Genomic DNA, 19,419 nt, shown 5'->3' with positions numbered 1-19,419 from the left:
GTGAATCATCCGCTCTTTGCGAAGGGCGGATTTTGTTTTTTTGTCAGAAAAACATACGTTCGCTTTTTATTCGTGTTCCATTGGGGAATATGATAAAATATGGACATTAAAATAAAAATAGATGAACCACGCATGCCATCACAAAAGTAGCGCTTTTCGCTTTATGAATTCTAGCTCCAAGCGCCAGCTCGCACCTCCGCTTAGGTCCACAGGATGTGGGTCATGAAGGCGTTCCGACACGATGTCGGGATTGTAGCCTTCCTACCACTGAATGTTCGAAAACGAGTTTTCGATTCGCTTTTTCCACCGTCGGAGTCGAGCTAAAGTAGCGCTTTTCGCTTTATATACAAGGAGGAAAATATGGTAGAGAAATTTGAATTGCAAGCTCCTTATAAACCAGACGGCGACCAACCGCAGGCGATTCGAGAATTGATACAAGGAATCGAAGAAGGCCGAAAATACCAGACGTTGCTTGGTGCAACAGGAACAGGTAAAACATTTACCGTGTCAAATGTAGTAACGGAAATAAAAAAGCCGACATTGGTCATGGCTCACAATAAAACACTCGCTGGACAACTTTACAGTGAGTTCAAAGAATTCTTTCCAAATAATGCAGTAGAGTACTTTGTCAGTTTCTATGATTACTATCAACCAGAAGCCTACGTACCTCAAACGGATACTTATATCGAGAAAGATTCCAGTATTAATGAAGAAATTGATAAGCTGCGTCACTCCGCAACATCAGCTTTATTTGAACGTGAGGATGTATTAATTGTTGCATCTGTATCCTGTATTTATGGTTTGGGGAATCCGGAAGAATATCGGGAAATGGTCTTGTCTTTACGTAAAGGAATGGAAATCGAACGCAATCAATTACTTCGTCGATTGGTCGATATTCAATATGAACGAAACGATATGAATTTCGTCCGCGGTAAGTTCCGTGTGCGCGGAGATGTTGTTGAAATTTTCCCAGCCTCCCGTGATGAACGATGTATCCGCGTGGAATTTTTCGGTGATGAAATTGACCGTATTCGTGAAGTGGATGCATTAACAGGTGAAATCATCGGCGATCGTGAACATGTCGCAATTTTCCCGAACTCCCACTTCGTTACCAGGGAAGAAAAATTACTAAAAGCGATTGAAAATATTGAAATCGAATTGGAACAGCAACTGAAAGTTCTCCGTGGGGAAGACAAATTGCTGGAAGCTCAACGACTCGAACAGCGTACAAGGTACGACTTGGAAATGATGCGCGAAATGGGCTTTTGTTCAGGAATTGAAAACTACTCACGTCATTTAACATTGCGTGAACCAGGAGCAACCCCTTATACATTGTTGGACTATTTCCCGGACGACTTCCTAATGGTCATCGATGAAAGCCACGTAACATTACCCCAGGTAAGGGGAATGTTTAACGGGGACCAAGCACGAAAGAAAGTGCTGGTAGACCATGGGTTCCGTTTGCCATCTGCAATGGATAACAGACCTTTAACATTCCAGGAATTTGAGGGACATATGAATCAAGCTATATTCGTGTCGGCAACGCCAGGTCCGTATGAACTGGAACACACGCCAGACATGGTTGAGCAAATCATTAGACCGACTGGCTTGTTAGACCCTACAATCGATGTCCGACCGATTGAAGGTCAGATCGATGATTTGATTGATGAAATCCGTCAACGGACAGAACGCAACGAACGGGTTCTTGTCACCACATTAACGAAAAAAATGTCTGAGGATTTGACCGATTATTTAAAAGAAATCGGCATCAAAGTGAATTACTTGCACTCTGAAATCAAAACCCTTGAGCGAATCGAAATCATCCGTGAACTTCGCATGGGTACGTATGACGTACTGATTGGAATCAACTTGTTAAGGGAAGGACTCGATATACCAGAAGTGTCACTTGTGACAATTTTGGACGCGGATAAAGAAGGATTTTTACGTTCTGAACGTTCACTCATTCAAACGATTGGACGTGCAGCTCGTAATGCCAATGGCCACGTCATCATGTATGCAGATCGCATGACCGATTCGATGACAAAAGCAATAGGTGAAACCCAGCGACGTCGAAATATCCAGATTGAGTATAACGAAAAACATGGCATTACCCCTCAAACGATTCAGAAGAAAATTCGCGATGTTATTCGTGCTTCTCATAATGCAGAAGAAACATCGACATATATGGAAAAAGTAACAAAAGGTAAGAAATTGACCAAAGACGAGAAAGCGACATTGCTGTTGACTTTGGAAAAAGAAATGAAAGATGCGGCGAAAGCGCTCGATTTCGAACGTGCAGCTGAACTGCGTGACACGATTTTGGAACTGAAAGCGGAAGGATGAACCGATTTGAAAAACCAGGAAATTCGTATACAAGGTGCACGTGCCCATAATTTGAAAAACGTAGATTTAACCATTCCGCGAGATAAGCTTGTCGTCATGACAGGCTTGTCTGGATCTGGTAAATCATCACTTGCTTTCGATACGATTTATGCAGAAGGACAACGTCGTTATGTTGAGTCTTTATCTGCTTATGCACGTCAATTTTTAGGTCAGATGGATAAGCCGGATGTGGATGCCATCGAAGGATTGTCACCGGCCATTTCAATCGACCAAAAAACAACTAGTCGTAATCCTCGTTCCACTGTGGGTACGGTTACAGAGATCTACGATTATTTACGACTGTTATTTGCACGTGTCGGGAAACCGATTTGTCCAACTCATGGAACTGAAATAACATCCCAGACGATTGAACAGATGGTTGACCGGTTAATGGAGTTCCCGGAAAAAACGCGCATGCAGATTTTAGCGCCAATTGTATCGGGCCGTAAAGGTACGCATGCAAAAATGCTGGAAGATGTAAAGAAACAAGGCTATGTGCGAGTCCGTGTAAACGGTGATTTAATGGATCTCGATGACGATATTAATCTAGAGAAAAATAAAAAGCATGATATTGAAATTGTCATCGACCGTGTAGTCATGAAAGATGATATTGCAGCTCGACTGGCCGATTCTTTGGAATCAGCGCTAAGATTGGCAGATGGTCGAGTGTTGATTGATGTAATGGAACACGAGGAATTATTGTTCAGTGAACACCATGCATGTCCAATTTGTGGTTTTTCAATTGGAGAACTGGAACCACGCATGTTTTCTTTTAATAGCCCATTCGGAGCGTGTCCGGAATGTGATGGTCTTGGTACGAAGCTAGAGGTAGACCCCGAGCTTGTTATTCCTGACTGGACAAGGTCGTTAAATGAAGGGGCAATAGTCCCGTGGGAACCGACCAGTTCCCAATACTATCCTCAACTTCTGGCAGCGGTATGTAAACATTACAAAATAGATATGAATAAACCAGTTGAAAAATTGCCAAAAGATAAAATGGACAAGATTCTTCATGGATCTGGACAAGAGAAAATACGATTCCGTTATGAAAATGACTTTGGGCAAGTTCGAGATAATGATATTTATTTCGAAGGCGTATTAAAAAACGTTGAACGTCGCTATAAAGAAACTTCGTCGGATTATATTCGTGAGCAAATGGAAAAATATATGGCCCAGCAAGATTGCCCAACATGTGAAGGCTATCGCTTGAAGCCAGAAACTTTGGCAGTAAAAGTAGCTTCATTGCATGTCGGACAAGTAACCTCATTTTCAATTCAAGAAGCAGATGCCTTTTTCAAATCTCTGGAGTTATCCGAAAAAGACATGCAGATTGCTCGTCTCATTTTACGCGAAATACATGAACGACTTGGCTTCCTTATTAACGTAGGTCTGGATTATTTAACGTTAAGTCGCGCAGCTGGAACATTATCAGGTGGAGAAGCTCAACGTATCCGTTTAGCGACTCAAATTGGTTCCCGTTTAACAGGTGTATTGTACATTTTGGACGAGCCTTCTATTGGTTTACATCAACGGGATAATGATCGTTTAATTTCAACGCTTAAAAATATGCGCGATATCGGCAACACGTTAATTGTGGTCGAACATGACGAAGATACGATGATGGCTGCCGATTACTTAATTGATGTAGGTCCTGGTGCGGGCGTTCATGGTGGTGAAATCGTGGCTTCCGGGACACCGGCTCAAGTCATGAAAAATACGAAGTCCATTACAGGACAATATTTAAGCGGGAAGAAATTCATTCCACTGCCTACTGAGCGCAGAAAACCCGATGGTCGCATGATCACCATCAAGGGTGCGACTGAAAATAATCTAAAAAATGTCACTGTGGATATTCCTCTTGGCGTTTTCACTTCGGTAACAGGTGTTTCCGGTTCAGGAAAAAGTACGCTCATTAATGAAATCTTGCACAAAGCACTTGCTCAGAAGTTAAATCGTGCAAAAGCGAAGCCGGGGCAGCACAAAGAAGTCACTGGAATTGAACAATTGGAAAAAGTCATCGATATTGACCAGTCCCCGATTGGACGTACACCAAGATCCAACCCAGCTACCTATACTGGGGTATTCGATGATATCCGTGATGTTTATGCATCAACGAATGAAGCGAAAGTGCGTGGTTATAAAAAAGGAAGATTCAGTTTCAACGTCAAAGGTGGACGTTGTGAAGCGTGTCGTGGAGACGGCATTATCAAGATTGAGATGCATTTTTTACCGGATGTTTATGTGCCATGTGAAATCTGTCATGGCAAACGTTACAACCGTGAAACACTGGAAGTGAAGTACAAGGACAAAAATATTGCCGACGTACTGAAAATGACAGTGGAAGACGGCCTTAAATTCTTTGAAAACATTCCGAAAATCAGTCGTAAACTTCAGACAATAGTTGATGTAGGTCTTGGTTATATGGAATTGGGACAGCCTGCTACGACGTTATCGGGTGGGGAAGCACAGCGTGTAAAACTCGCTTCCGAATTGCATAAACGTTCGAACGGTAAATCCTTCTATATTTTGGATGAACCGACAACTGGATTACATGCACATGATATTGCCCGATTATTGGTAGTCTTACAGAGATTGGTTGAAAGCGGGGATACCGTTTTAGTAATCGAGCATAATTTAGATGTGATAAAGACTTCCGATTACTTGATTGATTTAGGTCCTGAAGGTGGGGATAAAGGCGGTACCATTCTAGCGGTCGGTACTCCTGAAGAAATCGCGGGTGTTAAGAAGTCTTATACGGGCCGCTATCTAAAACCAGTGCTCGAACGAGATCGTCAGCGCATGGACGAACAAATTGAAAAAGCTTCAACGAAGAAAAAGGCTAAAAAAGAGGCAGTTTCAGCTAAATGAAACCTTTTTGTGGATGAACCGTATGTATAAGGGAAGAACAAAGTTCCGCGCAAAGCGGCTTTGAAGGAGGCCAACTATATGCAAGAAGAACGTAAACGCATTTTAGATCTAGTTGAAAAAGGAACGATTTCTGCTCAGGAAGCGTTGGTATTGCTAGAGGCTCTTGGGAATGAAAAAGCGACACCTGGTGCGTCAGCGTATGCTGAGCCTAAGCAGTCAGACATGCATAGACATTCCACTCATACAAGTTCAGAAACACATAACAAGAAATCATCATCCTCTCAAGCGGATGATTTTATGGAAGATATTAAAAGAGACTTTACGCAATTCAGCGACCGTTTGATGCAATTTATGCAAACGGCTGTCGGTAAAATGAAAGCATTTGATTTCGATATGCCTTTTGGTGAACCGAACGAATTTCATCACACTTTTACACTAGACAATACAGAATTTAAAGAAGTATCTGTCGACATTGCAAATGGAAAGTTCGAAATCTACCCCTCACAAGATGGTCAAGTACGAGCAGAATGTCATGTGAAAGTCTATCGTGCTCCATCTGAAGAAGATGGCAAGAAAGAGTTCTTTGAGAAATTTGTATTTGTTGTGGATCAACAAAGATTGCGTATGATCAGTGACTTGAAAACAACTTCTGTCAATGTCGTTTTGTACGTGCCAAAACAAATGTATGACTCTATATCGGTTCGTTTGTTCAATGGTGCTTTTATTGGCAAACATCTTGATGTTGGGCGTTTTAAAGTCAAAACAGCAAATGGCAAGATAGATTTGAAGAATGTTCAATTGGAGGACGGAGAAATCCAGACTGCCAATGGTGCCATTAATATAAAAGATGCAAAAGGAAACAAAGTTGAAGCGGAAACTATCAATGGTCGTATTTACATTGATGGCCATTTAAAAGATATTGACGCACAGTCTGTGAATGGTCATGTCGTTGTGACCACAAAAAATCCGGATGCCCGCAAAGTTGAAGGTCGCGCAGTAGCGGGTGCAGTAGAAATATACGTCCCTTCCACTGTAGGTTTACAGGGAGAAGTTGCTTCGAATTTCGGTAAAATGGACGTTGCTCTGCCGGATGTGACACGATTAAATGAACAAGAACACTTCTTGCAAAAAAATATCCGTTTCACAAAAGAAATCACAGATTCAACAGCAGCTCCTCTGTATATAAAAGGAGAAGCAAAAACTGGATCTATCCTAGTACGCTATACAACAGCTGAATAAAAAATATCCCCGAATCGACTGTAAATCGATTTGGGGATATTTTTTTGCCCTATTTCAATGAACACAATATACCAAAAACGATGGCTTGTGCACACTGCTGTTGATAATGAATGCTTTTCATTAAATTTGCTTCTTCTTTATTCGTCATAAATCCACATTCCACTAATATGGCAGGCATCGCTGTATCCCTAAGCACGGCAAAGTCGGCTTTTTTAACCCCGCGATTTTTTCTCCCAGTAAGCATAATCAATGCTTGTTGGACACTAGTAGCCATTCTGGTTGAAGTTTCGTTTGCGTGTAACCAAGTATAGGTTTCGATGCCCTCAGCTTCATTCCAGTGGTTTCCAAAAGCATTCGCATGAATGGATACAAATGCATCGACCTTCAATTTATTCGCTAAAGATGTGCGCTCTGAAAGTGATACATCACGAGAGTGATCATGTGAAAAAATGACGGTAAATCCTGCTGTTGTTAAAAGCTTTTTTACACATATAGCGGTAGCTTCATTAAATGTGAATTCTCTTAAGGTTCCATCTGGTGAGCGTTTGCCTGCTGTTTCTGGACCGTGTCCTGCATCAATCATTATTTTCTTCAATAGTCATCCCTCCTAAAGGTTACATAGGAAAAAAGAAAGAAAAGGGATAATGGCGAGCGAAATGAATTTGGCTTTTTCAATGATAAAAAGATTTCTAGCTCCCTCACCGTTGTAGAGCAGAACGGCACTTTGCGCTTTTCTTAAAATGCATGCTAAAATATAGGACATAACGGATAATTCGAATTTCGAAGAAAGCAGGTGATAGTTTGGTACAAGTCACGACGAAAGATGTTATGGATATGTTCGACTTGAAACTCGTCAGTGGTCAAGAAGGAATCGGGCGACATATCGCCGTCAGCGATATATCTCGACCTGGACTGGAGATGGCCGGTTATTTCACACATTATCCGGCAAATCGTGTCCAACTACTTGGAAAAACAGAACTGTCATTTTATGATATGTTGCTGCCTCACGAACGAAAAGAACGCATGAAAAAGTTGTGTTCTCCGGATACGCCAGCCATTATAGTTTCTCATGATATGAAAGTGCCGGAAGAACTGAAGAATGCTTCAAATGAAGAGCATGTGCCAGTATTGACCGCAAAAATGGCAACGACGCGTTTTTCCAGTTTGCTGACCAACTTTTTGGAAAGTAAGCTCGCGCCGACAACAGCCGTGCACGGCGTTCTGGTCGATATTTATGGAGTTGGCGTCTTGATTACAGGGAAAAGTGGTGTCGGGAAAAGTGAGACGGCACTGGAACTGGTTAAAAGAGGTCATCGTCTCGTGGCAGACGATTGTGTGGAAATCAGGCAGGAAGCAGAAAATACGCTTGTAGGTAATGCACCAAAACTGATTGAACACTTACTTGAAATTCGTGGACTGGGTATCATTGATATTATGACTTTGTTCGGAGCAAGTGCTATACGCAGTTTTAAACGAATTTCTTTAGTCATTGATTTAGAAATTTGGGATCCTCAAAAAACTTATGACCGTTTAGGACTAGAGGAAGAAAAAATGAAAATTATTGATACTGACCTGCATAAGCTGACCATTCCCGTTCGACCTGGTCGTAACTTAGCAGTTATTATTGAAGTGGCATCGATGAATCATCGTTTAAAACGAATGGGAGTCAATGCAGCAGAGGAATTTTCCAACCGTTTGAACGATGTCATCAGTCAAAACGAAGACGTTACATATTAAGAGCAGAAAGCATGGAAGGGGCACAACATGAATTTATTACTTGGAGCAATTGATCCAATCGCAATTTCGCTTGGACCGATAGAAGTACGATGGTATGGCGTAATCATCGCCTTTGGAATTGTCTTGGCATTCCTGGTAGCACAGCGCGAAATGGTAAAACGAGGTTTTCACGAAGAGTTTTTAACGGATTTATTGATTTGGGCTGTCCCATTGGCTATTTTGGGTGCGCGTCTCTATTATGTACTATTTAAATGGGAAGATTATGCTGATAGTCCTGGTAATATCCTTAAAGTTTGGGAAGGCGGACTGGCTATACATGGAGCATTAATTGCTTCTTTCATTACCGCATATGTATTTACGAAAAAACGTAAAGTATCGTTCTTAAAACTGGCAGATGTGGTAGCACCGAGTATTCTAATTGGTCAAACAATCGGTCGTTGGGGCAATTTTATGAACCAGGAAGCTCACGGTGGTCCCGTATCACGCGCTTTCCTAGAAAATATGTTTCTGCCGGAATGGATCATCAACCAAATGCGCATTGATGGAATATATTATCATCCTACGTTTTTATACGAATCTATTTGGAACTTCACCGGAGTAGTTATCTTGATATTATTGCGTCGAGTAAACTTGCTGCGTGGAGAAATGTTCATGTTCTATCTCATCTGGTATTCAGTGGGACGCTTCTTTATTGAAGGAATGCGTACGGACAGTTTGTATTTAATCGGTGAACTCCGTACGGCCCAAGTAGTGTCAATCGTTACAGTTGTTGTTGCACTTATCATTATTATTTACCGTCGCATGACGATTAAAGAACCTGTGCGTTATAAAGACGCATAAGTAAGGATGTACAAAAATGTCTACGATAAAAAACGGACTGCTGGCGGGCCTCAAAACAACCTGGACGCTTAGCAAAATTATATTTCCAATTACATTGTTACTGGTCATTTTGCAATTCACCCCAGTTCTACCGTGGATTATTGACTTAGTTTCTCCTGTCATGGGCATATTCGGATTACGCGGTGATGCAGCGATTCCTTTGGTTTTAGGAAACGCGCTGAATTTGTACGCAGGGATTGCCGGGATTCTTTCACTAGAATTGACTGTGAAAGAAGTCTTTATTTTGGCGGTCATGTTATCGTTTTCTCATAATATTTTCATAGAAACAGGAGTGGCATTAAAAGTTGGCGTTAAATTATGGGTTGTTTTACTCGTAAGGTTTGGACTCGCAGCCATTTCGGCAATTGTCATAAACTTAGTGTGGTCTGGTGGATCGGATATTGCCCAATACGGAATGGCTCCAAAAGTGGCTTCAATGCCAGAGGGCTGGATGGAAATTGTTTTACTAGGATTACAAAAAGCGAGCTTTGGGGTCTTACAGCTCGCAATGGTAGTAATTCCTTTAATGATCGTTATTCAATACTTGAAAGATAAACAATACTTGCAGAAGTTTTCGCAAAAACTGGCGCCATTTACAAAGTTGCTCGGCATTGAACCGAATGCTTCCATGACGCTCGTCTCCGGGTTGGTGATCGGCTTAGCGTTTGGGGCAGGTGTCATGATTCAAGCGGTTCAAGAGGATGGGGTCAGTAAGAAAGATGCTACACTGGTCTTTATCTTTTTAGTCGCCTGTCACGCAGTTGTGGAAGATACCCTTATCTTTATTCCTCTTGGAATACCGATTTGGCCATTATTCTTATTGAGACTGGGGATTGCTTTTGTTTTGACGATCACAGTCGCTGCGTTATGGAAACGAGCTGAACAAACGAAAAGAAAGGAAGTGTTGACTTCATGAAATCTAAACCAATAACTACGCTTCTTTTCGATTTTGACGGGACGTTGCTAGATACGAATGAACTTATCATTCAAACTTTTTTAAGTGTTTTGGGTAAGAGATATCCAGGAAGATTTACTAAAGAAGACGTGCTGCATTTTATCGGACCTTCTTTAAAACAGACTTTTGACTCCATTGATGAAACGTTGACGGAAGAGCTGATTAAGGAATATCGAGCGTGGAATATTGAAATGCATGATCAGATGGCGGTCGAATTTGACGGCGTCGCTGATACTCTTCGCATTTTAAAAGCTCGTGGAATAAAGATGGCCATTGTTTCTACAAAAAAACAGGATATTATTCAGCGAGGTCTGAAATTAATGGGAATCGAGGACATCTTTGAAGTTGTAATTGCTCTAGATGACGTAGTTAATCCAAAACCTGATCCAGAACCGATTGTGTTGGCTCTAAATCGACTGAATGCTTCAAAAGAAGAGGCCTTAATGATCGGCGATAACTCCCATGATATCGAGGGGGGTCAAAATGCTGGTGTAAGAACAGCAGGGGTGGCCTGGACTGCTAAAGGCGAAGCATATTTAGCGACTTTTAACCCAACCTATATGTTGCAACATATTACGGATTTGCTTGAAATTGTGGACGGACCATCTTCATGAGAAGGACGGAACGATATCCGGTTGAAGGAGCAAACTCTTTGTGGCATATTTACCGGACAGTGCCTTTCTTTAAAGTGATGAAAAATTTTATCGTCATTCAACTGGGGAGGTACAGCCCTTCATTGCCACTGAAAAATTTTCTCTATCGACGTTTTCTACATATGAAAGTGGGAGAGCAAACTTCATTTGCCTTGATGGTTATGCCTGACGTCATGTTTCCGGAGAGAATTACGATTGGTGAGAATTCAATTGTTGGTTATAATACAACGATTTTGGCCCATGAGTATTTAATTGACGAATACCGTATCGGAGACGTCATAATTGGGAATCGTGTTCTTATAGGAGCGAATTCAACTATTCTACCAGGGGTTCATATTGGTGATGGGGCAATCGTTTCTGCCGCCACGCTCGTTCATCAGGATGTGCCAGCCGGTAGTTTTGTCGGAGGAAATCCAATGAAAATTATATACACAGCAGAAGAAATGGCGGCACGTCGCCATATACATCAAGAAAAGACCTCATGAAGAGTATTCCAACGCTTCATGAGGTCTTTTGTATTGACGCACTCTGTTAGGTACGTTAAAATATATTTTATTTCATTGTACTAGCATAGTAGTGTACTAAAGTAAATTATCCTTATTTTAGGAAGTGATTTTGATGACGCCAATTCGAAAATTTGAAAAACCGCTTGGGATGAGAGATTCTTTTCCGTTGATAAATGAAAAAAAGGAAAGAATACGGGATATTGGTAGACAATTCTTTCAAACTCGCGGCTTTGATTTTATAAAAACACCTACTGTTGAATATTACGAAACAGTGGGGAAAGCTTCAGCAATTGCAGACTCATCATTGTTTAAATTAGTTGATCGACAAGGTGAAACGCTGGTCCTGAGACCGGATATGACCACACCAATTGTACGTGTTGCGACATCCAAATTGCTGAAGGAACAAATTCCATTACGTCTTGCCTATTTTGCAAATGTTTTTCGAGCTCAGGAAAATGAAGGTGGCAGACCTGCCGAGTTCGAACAAATGGGTGTTGAGCTAATTGGGGATTCTTCAGTATTTGCTGATGCAGAAATGATTATCACTGCTTCCGATTTTTTTCAGGAACTTGGAATAGGTGAGTACCATTTGACGGTTGGTCATGCTGGATTATTGCAATCGATTTTGACACAACTAACTCAATCTAAAGAACAAGTGAAAGAACTGCGTACATTACTTGTAGAAAAGAACATGGTTGGATTTGAAGAAGCAGTAAAATCGTATGGATCAGCGAAAGAAGAAGAACATCGCTTCATTGAATTTATTGAACATGCTTCCAATGTTCCAACTATTGAATCATTGCGTCCTTTTATCGACGAATCAGATAAGCAGCAAGTAAATATGTTTACGTATCTTAGTGATTTGTCTGTGTTGCTTGAAAATGCTGGCCTTTCAAAATTGGTGACATATGATTTAACACTTACCAGTGAGATGAGTTATTACACTGGTATGTTGTTTGAAGTTTTCGCAAGTGGATCAGGTTTTGCTATCGGTAACGGAGGTCGTTACGATGGGTTGTTGCATGAATTCAATTGTAACGTCGGTGCAACGGGGTTCGGTTTGAGAGTGGATAGACTGCTTGAAGTGATGACAACATCGACAGCTCGTGAGCCACATGCATTACTATTTTTTGATGAAGCTAATTATTTGAAAGCGGTAAATGCGGCAAATGAAAAGAGAAAACAAGGAATTCGCACAACCATTCAATATGTAAATGGTGTGGAAGATAGACAGGCTTATCAGGAAAACTTTACAGAAGTAGTGTGGTTAACAGAAGGAGATGGAAATAATGAGTGAACTGACAATTGCGATGCCGAAAGGTCGCATTTTTGAAGAAGCGTATGTGTTACTTCAAAAGGCGGGTTTTCAGTTACCGGATGACTTTGAAGAATCACGCAAACTCATTGTTGAAGCTCCGGGTGAAAATATCCGATTCATTCTTGCAAAACCGATGGACGTGCCTGTTTATGTTGAACATGGGGTTGCAGACATCGGGATAGCGGGTAAAGATGTATTACTTGAGCAAAAACGTAGTGTTCATGAATTGCTTGATTTAAAAATCAGCCAATGTTATATCGCAACTGCAGGTTTGCCGAATACAGTCATGAATGAGATTGCGCCACGTGTGGCAACTAAATATCCAGAAATTGCTTCGGCTTTTTATAAAGAAAAAGGGGAGCAAGTTGAAATAATCGGATTGAATGGTTCAATCGAATTGGCACCAATGATTGGACTTGCAGATCGCATTGTAGATATCGTATCTTCTGGCCGAACATTGAAAGAAAATGGACTGGTTGAATACGAACGCATTGTGGATGTGACATCGAGGTTAATTGCTAATCCCGTCAGTTATCGACTGAAAAGCGAACGCATTCGCGATATGGTGAAACGACTGAAAGAGTCAATGGAGTAAGGAGGATTTTTATATGCAAATCGTTTCTTTAACGAAAGATATATCATTAAAACGACCGTTGGAAATGGGCAATGCGGAGCAATTAAACACCGTAAAAAAGGTACTTGCCGATGTCAAAAAACGTGGTGATCAGGCAGTTGCTGACTACAGCGAAAAATGGGACGGGGTTAAACTGAGCGAATTTCGTGTTTCAAATAACGAAATCCAAGAGGCCCTCGCCAATTTTGATAGTGAACTTAAAACTGACATGGAAGAAGCGGCAAATAATATCCGCAAATTTCATGAAATGCAAAAACGGTCATCTTATGATGTTGATGTAAAAGATGGTTCATTTATCGGACAACGAGTAAGTCCATTGGATGCAGTTGGTTTATATGTGCCAGGCGGTTCTGCTGCTTATCCATCATCGGTATTAATGAATGTTATTCCGGCTCAAGTAGCTGGTGTAGAACGAATTGTCATTGTCTCTCCTCCGAATGAAAAAGGCGCACTGCCAGACGCAGTATTAGTCGCGGCATCAATTTTAGGTATTGAAGAAATTTATAAAGTTGGCGGCGCTCAAGCAATCGCTGCTCTTGCATATGGTACCGAATCCATTGCCCCTGTTGACAAAATAACAGGCCCGGGGAATGTGTTTGTGGCCTTGGCCAAAAGGGAAGTGTTTGGTGAAGTGGCAATCGATATGATTGCCGGGCCGAGTGAAATCGCCATTATCGCAGACGAGACCGCCTATGCAGACGAAGTAGCTGCAGATTTATTATCTCAGGCGGAACATGACCCGATGGCGTGTCCTATTTTATTGACGACGAGTGATTTATTTGCTCAGAAAGTTGCAGTTGAAGTGGAGAAGCAATTGCTTAAGCTCCCCCGTGAAAAGATTGCACGGGCAGCTGTTGAAAAGTTCGGCAAAATTTATGTTGCAGAAACAATGACGGACATCATTGAAGCTGTAAATAAATTGGCGCCAGAACATTTGGAAATCATGACAATCAACCCTCATGAAGTGGCACAAAAAGTGAGACATGCTGGTGCGATTTTTATCGGTCGCTACAGTTCGGAACCAATCGGGGATTACTTTGCTGGGACCAATCATGTATTGCCGACAAACAGCACTGCACGGTTCTCTAGCCCGTTATCAGTTGATGATTTCATTAAAAAGACAAGCATCATTTATTATACGGAAGAAACATGGCAACAACATGCAGCCAAAGTGGCAAGACTGGCAAGAATGGAAGGGTTAGAAGCCCATGCTAGAGCTGTAGAATCAAGAGGCTGGACAAAGGGGATGAATCAATCATGACACGCGAAGCAACAATAAATAGAAAAACGAACGAAACACAAGTGAAAGTCTCGATGCAACTGGATGGAGAAGGGCAAGCGACAATTGATACGGGTGTCCCTTTTATGGATCATATGCTTGATTTATTTGTGAAACATGGATTCTTTAATGCGACTATTCAAGCATCTGGTGATACACATATTGATGATCATCATACATCGGAAGATATTGGGATTGTACTAGGACAAGTTGTTAAAGAAGCGCTCGGTGATAAAAAAGGGATACGAAGATACGGTAATTCATTTGTTCCAATGGATGATGCACTGGCTCAAGTAATTGTGGATTGTTCAAACCGTCCTCACCTTGAATTCAGAGCGACATTCCCTAAAGAAAAAGTAGGCAATTTCGATACGGAACTTGTTCATGAGTTTTTATGGAAATTTGCTCTCGAAGCACGGATGAATGTTCACGTAATTTTACACTATGGCCACAATACCCATCACATGATCGAAGCTATATTCAAAGCATTGGCAAGAGCACTTGATGAAGCGGTCACAATTGATCCGCGTGTCAAAGGAGTGCCATCAACGAAAGGGTTATTGACATGAAAATTGGTGTAATCGATTACGGAATGGGCAATTTATACAGCGTTGAACAAGCACTGCTTCGACTGGGGTGTGAAGTGTCCATAACCGCAGATCCAAACGTATTGGATCAAATGGATGGCTATGTATTGCCTGGTGTTGGAGCATTTCCAGATGCCATGAATCGTCTACGCGATTCAGGAATGGATCTATATATAAAACAAATCGAAAAAAACAACAAGCCATTACTCGGAATTTGTCTGGGCATGCAACTACTTTATGAAGACAGTATGGAAAATGGATGGACAGAAGGTTTAGGCATATTAACTGGCCATATTCAAAAATTTGAAGAACAGGATGCACAACAAAACCGGATTCGAATTCCTCATATGGGCTGGAATCCCTTGTCTTTTACGCATCAACCTGCTTGGTTGCAGGATCTTGATAAAGAAGATTCAACACATGTGTACTTTGTTCATTCATACCTGGCACAAAAAACGCTCCAAAAAGAAGTGGTGGCAAGCAGTACATATGCAGGTCAATTTGTCCCAGGTCTCGTTCAGAAGGGCTCCATTACAGGTATGCAATTTCATCCCGAAAAGTCAGGACCTTTTGGAAAATACTTGTTGGCCAAATGGGTCGAGCAAGTGAATGAAAGGAGTGGCCAAAAATGACAGTGATTGAATTATATCCAGCAATTGATATGCGTGGAGGCAAATGTGTACGCCTATTTAAAGGTGATTATAATCAAGAGACAGTTTATGGGGAATCTCCTTTTGAAATGGCCAAAACGTTTGTAAGCCAAGGGGCAAAATGGATACACATGGTCGACTTGGATGGGGCAAAAGACGGAAAACGAATTCACGACCAAGATGTTATACGTGCTGCAACAGAGCTTGGTGTGAAAGTACAAATAGGCGGCGGAATCCGCTCGGAAGATGATGTGAAGTATTATCTGGACAATGGTGTGGCACGCGTTATCATCGGTAGCTTAGCTATTCAGCAACCAGAGCTGGCGGTCTCATTAATTAAGAAATTCGGAGCAGATAAAATTGTCATTGGACTTGATGCAAAAGATGGCATGGTGGCTACACACGGATGGTTGGAAACCTCAGCAAAATCTGCTATTGAAGTAGGGCAATACTTTGCGAGTAATGGTGCAAAAACCTTTATTTTCACAGATATAGCTACGGATGGAACATTAAATGGTCCAAATATTTTAGCGAATGAACTCCTTGCCGAAGCAACTGGTGCAGAAGTGATTGTTTCAGGTGGTATTAGTTCACTATCGGACGTGAAGCAAGTAGCACAAGCAGCAGTTGAGACTAAAATCGGTGGTGTAATCATCGGCAAAGCGCTGTATGAAAATCGGTTCACTTTACCGGAAGCATTGCGTGAGGTGGCAACATGTTAACAAAACGAATTATTCCATGTTTGGATGTCAAAGAAGGACGTGTCGTCAAAGGGGTTCAGTTTGTGTCACTGCGTGATGCAGGGGACCCTGTGGAACTTGCTAAGTTTTATGATGAGCAAGGAGCAGACGAATTAGTGTTTTTAGATATCTCAGCATCCCATGAAGGAAAAGAAACGATGATTGATGTAGTGCGTCAGACTGCTGTCGAACTGGCTATTCCCTTTACGGTCGGTGGCGGTATCCGAACGCTCGATGATATGAAAAACATGTTACGTGCCGGTGCAGATAAAGTATCGGTAAATACATCCGCTATTGATCGACCTGAGTTGATTGCTGAAGGTGCTGCTTATTTTGGTTCACAATGCATTGTCGTTGCAATTGATGCGAAATGGTCAGAGGAAGATGGAACGTGGATGGTCTATACTCACGGTGGCCGACGTGTAACAAAGTGGACAGCTGTAAAATGGGCACAAGAGGCGACACGCTTGGGGGCAGGAGAAATCCTCCTTACTTCTATGAACAAAGATGGAGAAAAAAGCGGTTTTGATCTTGAATTAACGAAAGCGGTACGAGAAGCAGTAAATGTCCCTGTTATCGCGAGTGGTGGGGCAGGAAATGCTCAACATTTTTATGACGTATTCAATGAAGTAGATGTAGATGCGGCACTGGCAGCTTCCATCTTTCATTACAAGGAGACCAGTGTCAAAGAAGTGAAAAGTGTTCTGCGAGAGAAAGGAGTGTCAGTCAGATGACAAAAAACGAAATGCAACCCATTCAATTTGATGCACAGGGGCTGATACCGGTTGTCGTCCAACATGCACAAACAAAAGAAGTGCTGACGGTCGCATATATGAACCGACAATCTTTGGAGAAAACCATTGAAACAAAAGAAACGTGGTTTTATAGCCGTTCTCGACGAGAACTGTGGCATAAAGGCGCAACAAGTGGAAACACTCAACAAGTTGTGGCAATCCGAACCGATTGTGATTCCGATGCATTAGTTGTGGAAGTGTTGCCGAAAGGTCCAGCATGCCATACCGGCAAAGACACTTGTTTTCATAATGTCATCGTTGCTCCTTCAGAGACTGTAGGCAGTTTCGGGATTCTTTCAGATTTGGTTGAAGTCATTCAACAGCGTGAAAAATCAATGCCAGAAGGTGCATATACAACTTACTTGTTTGAAAAAGGCGTAGACAAGATTGGCAAGAAAATCGGAGAAGAAGCGACTGAAGTGGTGATTGCTGCCAAAAACCGTGACGCTGAAGAGTTGCAATGGGAAGCCGCTGACTTGCTATATCACTTGTTGGTACTGCTTCAAGAACAAAAAGTAAATTTGTATGATGTGTTGGAAGTTTTACAGAAACGACATGAGAGTAAATCATAAGCCTGTGTGCTATAATAGAGAGATACTGAAAAGGAACCTAATGTGTTCCTTTTTATTTTTTCGGAGGCATTAATTGAAGAAAAAACACAAACAACACGTGAATGAAAACATCGTCTCGTTCATTCCTACAGGCGAATACTATTATCAAAAAGCGTTAGTAGCTCTAAATCGGGAGCATTTTGAAAAAGCGCATAAATATTTGAGACGTGCAGCGGAACTGAGTCCAGATGATCCGCTTATTTTAATGCAGTACGCAATTGTGGAAATGGAAGTAGAAAAATACGACCATGCTCTGGAGTTATTGCAAAGTGCCCACAGTCTTGACCCAAATGAAACTGAAGTTGTTTTCTTCCTAGCAGAAGTGAACGCTCATCTCGGTTTTCTTTCTGATGCCCGTAAATTCGCCAAAAAGTATATCGAATTGGACATGACAGGAGCATACGTGGAGGAAGCGATGGAAATCATTGATTTCTCTGAACAAGAAGATTGGCCTTTATTTGAAGATGATAATTTCGGAAGTGAAATCTTAATCATACAAGAAAAAGCCAGAAGAATGATGGAACAAGGAAACTTTGAACAGGCAATCGAAGTTTTGGAGAATCTGATTGAAGAAAATCCGGATTTCTGGGCAGCTTATAATAACTTAGCCCTTGCTTATTTCTATATCGGTGAAGTCGATCAGGCAAAAGCTTTACTGCACAAAGTACTTGAAGAAAACACTGGTAATCTTCATGCATTGTGTAATTTGGCAGTCGTGCATTATTACGAAAAAAATGAGCAGGAACTCTCATATTTATTAAATTTACTTGTCAAAATTCAACCTTATATGTTGGAACATCGCTATAAACTAGGCGCAACTTTTGCATTGGTTGGTAAATATGAAGAGGCATATAAATGGTTACGTTCTCTTCAAAAACGAGGGTATGAAGGCGACCCAGGCTTTTATTTCTGGTTATCACATTCCGCTTATTTTTCGGGACATGAAAATGAAGCACGCAATTACTGGAAGCAACTAATTCAAATCGATCCTGAAAAAGAAGGCCTTGAACCTTGGGCTGGCCAAAAAGAAGGCGATTCTTTAGATGGCATGGAGCACAATCGTGATTTTATTGTAGAAAAGCTTGAAAACGCGTATCGCAGTGAGCGAATGTTTGGTTTGTTTTTGCTAGGCAAAACTGCACATAAACAAGAAATCATCGCTCATCCGGAATGGGTAAATGTAGAAACGTATTCTACGATGGAAAAATGGTTGTTGGCCCATGCTCTTGGACATGAATTTGAAGCAAGCAAACTGGCTGAACGCTCCTTTTTGAGAGCGGTCGAAGCAACAGAAGTGTTATATCGGAAGAATCATCCTTTAACAATTGATGGATCATTCCTTTTTCAAATGTGGTTTGTGTTAATTGAGCGGGGGATTGATAAAGGGTATGCCTTTAAAAATCCTAAGGCTTTAGCAGCAGCTGCGGATTATATGTTCCAATCATCACGTTCACAAGGCGTAACCAAGAAAGCACTCGCGGAACGCTATGAGATAACGACTCCAACCATAACGAAATATGTAAATGAACTGATTCAATTTTTACCACTTTTTGATGCTTAGGCAAAAAAGTTGAACGACATGCATGA

At 41.4% G+C, this 19,419-nt stretch carries 18 protein-coding genes; 17 read left to right on the top strand and 1 reads right to left on the bottom strand.

Features of this window, described 5'->3' with window-relative positions:
• The first annotated feature begins 360 nt into the window (after positions 1-360).
• From uvrB to M9R32_RS10005, 3 genes are all read left to right on the top strand, one after another.
• Complete coding sequence (uvrB, locus tag M9R32_RS10015) at positions 361-2,343, top strand: excinuclease ABC subunit UvrB (protein WP_269926604.1); 1,983 nt, start codon at positions 361-363, stop codon at positions 2,341-2,343.
• Positions 2,344-2,349: 6 nt separating this feature from the next.
• A complete protein-coding gene (uvrA, locus tag M9R32_RS10010; RefSeq protein ID WP_269926603.1) occupies positions 2,350-5,250 on the top strand; it encodes an excinuclease ABC subunit UvrA in 2,901 nt (966 codons plus the stop codon).
• Positions 5,251-5,328: 78 nt separating this feature from the next.
• Positions 5,329-6,489, top strand: coding sequence for a DUF4097 domain-containing protein (locus tag M9R32_RS10005; protein ID WP_269926602.1), 1,161 nt, complete (start codon positions 5,329-5,331; stop codon positions 6,487-6,489).
• A 49-nt stretch (positions 6,490-6,538) separates the two neighbouring features.
• On the opposite strand, the gene M9R32_RS10000 is transcribed toward M9R32_RS10005, so the two are convergent.
• Positions 6,539-7,084: an N-acetylmuramoyl-L-alanine amidase gene (locus tag M9R32_RS10000; RefSeq protein ID WP_269926601.1), complete on the bottom strand. Its 546-nt coding sequence runs from the start codon at positions 7,082-7,084 to the stop codon at positions 6,539-6,541.
• Between the two features lie 206 nt (positions 7,085-7,290).
• On the opposite strand from M9R32_RS10000, the gene hprK reads away from it, so the two are divergent.
• From hprK to M9R32_RS09930, 14 genes are all read left to right on the top strand, one after another.
• A complete protein-coding gene (gene hprK, locus M9R32_RS09995; protein ID WP_269926600.1) occupies positions 7,291-8,226 on the top strand; it encodes an HPr(Ser) kinase/phosphatase in 936 nt (311 codons plus the stop codon).
• 27 nt (positions 8,227-8,253) lie between these two features.
• Positions 8,254-9,066, top strand: a complete 813-nt coding sequence (gene lgt, locus M9R32_RS09990) for a prolipoprotein diacylglyceryl transferase (RefSeq protein ID WP_269926599.1) — start codon at positions 8,254-8,256, stop codon at positions 9,064-9,066.
• Between the two features lie 16 nt (positions 9,067-9,082).
• Positions 9,083-10,021 carry a nucleoside recognition domain-containing protein gene (locus tag M9R32_RS09985; protein ID WP_269926598.1) on the top strand — a complete coding sequence of 313 codons (939 nt, stop codon included), beginning with the start codon at positions 9,083-9,085 and terminating at the stop codon, positions 10,019-10,021.
• Positions 10,018-10,674, top strand: coding sequence for a pyrophosphatase PpaX (gene ppaX, locus M9R32_RS09980; protein ID WP_269926597.1), 657 nt, complete (start codon positions 10,018-10,020; stop codon positions 10,672-10,674). Before M9R32_RS09985 ends, ppaX begins: the two co-directional genes overlap by 4 nt.
• Entirely contained in the window at positions 10,671-11,198 is a 528-nt protein-coding gene (locus M9R32_RS09975; RefSeq protein ID WP_269926596.1) for an acyltransferase, read from the top strand. Before ppaX ends, M9R32_RS09975 begins: the two co-directional genes overlap by 4 nt.
• A 133-nt stretch (positions 11,199-11,331) precedes the next feature.
• Positions 11,332-12,516, top strand: coding sequence for an ATP phosphoribosyltransferase regulatory subunit (locus M9R32_RS09970; protein WP_269926595.1), 1,185 nt, complete (start codon positions 11,332-11,334; stop codon positions 12,514-12,516).
• A complete protein-coding gene (gene hisG, locus M9R32_RS09965) occupies positions 12,509-13,132 on the top strand; it encodes an ATP phosphoribosyltransferase (RefSeq protein WP_269926594.1) in 624 nt (207 codons plus the stop codon). Before M9R32_RS09970 ends, hisG begins: the two co-directional genes overlap by 8 nt.
• A 13-nt stretch (positions 13,133-13,145) precedes the next feature.
• Positions 13,146-14,432, top strand: a complete 1,287-nt coding sequence (gene hisD / locus M9R32_RS09960) for a histidinol dehydrogenase (protein ID WP_269926593.1) — start codon at positions 13,146-13,148, stop codon at positions 14,430-14,432.
• Positions 14,429-15,019: an imidazoleglycerol-phosphate dehydratase HisB gene (gene hisB / locus M9R32_RS09955; RefSeq protein ID WP_269926592.1), complete on the top strand. Its 591-nt coding sequence runs from the start codon at positions 14,429-14,431 to the stop codon at positions 15,017-15,019. Before hisD ends, hisB begins: the two co-directional genes overlap by 4 nt.
• Positions 15,016-15,669: an imidazole glycerol phosphate synthase subunit HisH gene (gene hisH / locus M9R32_RS09950; protein WP_269926591.1), complete on the top strand. Its 654-nt coding sequence runs from the start codon at positions 15,016-15,018 to the stop codon at positions 15,667-15,669. Before hisB ends, hisH begins: the two co-directional genes overlap by 4 nt.
• The gene (gene hisA, locus M9R32_RS09945) at positions 15,666-16,409 is read left to right on the top strand and encodes a 1-(5-phosphoribosyl)-5-[(5-phosphoribosylamino)methylideneamino]imidazole-4-carboxamide isomerase (RefSeq protein ID WP_269926590.1); all 744 of its coding nucleotides are present in this window, start codon (positions 15,666-15,668) and stop codon (positions 16,407-16,409) included. Before hisH ends, hisA begins: the two co-directional genes overlap by 4 nt.
• Positions 16,403-17,161, top strand: coding sequence for an imidazole glycerol phosphate synthase subunit HisF (gene hisF / locus M9R32_RS09940; protein ID WP_269926589.1), 759 nt, complete (start codon positions 16,403-16,405; stop codon positions 17,159-17,161). Before hisA ends, hisF begins: the two co-directional genes overlap by 7 nt.
• The gene (gene hisIE / locus M9R32_RS09935) at positions 17,158-17,793 is read left to right on the top strand and encodes a bifunctional phosphoribosyl-AMP cyclohydrolase/phosphoribosyl-ATP diphosphatase HisIE (protein WP_269926588.1); all 636 of its coding nucleotides are present in this window, start codon (positions 17,158-17,160) and stop codon (positions 17,791-17,793) included. The genes hisF and hisIE overlap by 4 nt, the downstream gene beginning before the upstream one ends.
• A gap of 73 nt (positions 17,794-17,866) precedes the next feature.
• The gene (locus M9R32_RS09930; protein WP_269926587.1) at positions 17,867-19,393 is read left to right on the top strand and encodes a tetratricopeptide repeat protein; all 1,527 of its coding nucleotides are present in this window, start codon (positions 17,867-17,869) and stop codon (positions 19,391-19,393) included.
• The last annotated feature ends 26 nt before the right edge of the window (positions 19,394-19,419 follow it).

Source organism: Paenisporosarcina quisquiliarum, from assembly GCF_027563315.1.
In the GTDB taxonomy this organism is placed as follows: Bacteria; Bacillota; Bacilli; order Bacillales_A; family Planococcaceae; genus Paenisporosarcina; species Paenisporosarcina quisquiliarum.
Note: the sequence above shows the minus strand (reverse complement) of the source record. Positions and strands in the feature narration are given on the sequence as shown.

Excerpts from the sequence above, each read along its gene's own strand:
- uvrB (WP_269926604.1), top strand. The coding sequence starts at position 361 with ATGGTAGAGAAATTTGAATTGCAAGCTCCTTATAAACCAGACGGCGAC.
- M9R32_RS10005 (WP_269926602.1), top strand. The coding sequence starts at position 5,329 with ATGCAAGAAGAACGTAAACGCATTTTAGATCTAGTTGAAAAAGGAACG.
- lgt (WP_269926599.1), top strand. The coding sequence starts at position 8,254 with ATGAATTTATTACTTGGAGCAATTGATCCAATCGCAATTTCGCTTGGA.
- M9R32_RS09985 (WP_269926598.1), top strand. The coding sequence starts at position 9,083 with ATGTCTACGATAAAAAACGGACTGCTGGCGGGCCTCAAAACAACCTGG.
- ppaX (WP_269926597.1), top strand. The coding sequence starts at position 10,018 with ATGAAATCTAAACCAATAACTACGCTTCTTTTCGATTTTGACGGGACG.
- M9R32_RS09975 (WP_269926596.1), top strand. The coding sequence starts at position 10,671 with ATGAGAAGGACGGAACGATATCCGGTTGAAGGAGCAAACTCTTTGTGG.
- M9R32_RS09970 (WP_269926595.1), top strand. The coding sequence starts at position 11,332 with ATGACGCCAATTCGAAAATTTGAAAAACCGCTTGGGATGAGAGATTCT.
- hisG (WP_269926594.1), top strand. The coding sequence starts at position 12,509 with ATGAGTGAACTGACAATTGCGATGCCGAAAGGTCGCATTTTTGAAGAA.
- hisD (WP_269926593.1), top strand. The coding sequence starts at position 13,146 with ATGCAAATCGTTTCTTTAACGAAAGATATATCATTAAAACGACCGTTG.
- hisB (WP_269926592.1), top strand. The coding sequence starts at position 14,429 with ATGACACGCGAAGCAACAATAAATAGAAAAACGAACGAAACACAAGTG.
- hisH (WP_269926591.1), top strand. The coding sequence starts at position 15,016 with ATGAAAATTGGTGTAATCGATTACGGAATGGGCAATTTATACAGCGTT.
- hisA (WP_269926590.1), top strand. The coding sequence starts at position 15,666 with ATGACAGTGATTGAATTATATCCAGCAATTGATATGCGTGGAGGCAAA.
- hisF (WP_269926589.1), top strand. The coding sequence starts at position 16,403 with ATGTTAACAAAACGAATTATTCCATGTTTGGATGTCAAAGAAGGACGT.
- hisIE (WP_269926588.1), top strand. The coding sequence starts at position 17,158 with ATGACAAAAAACGAAATGCAACCCATTCAATTTGATGCACAGGGGCTG.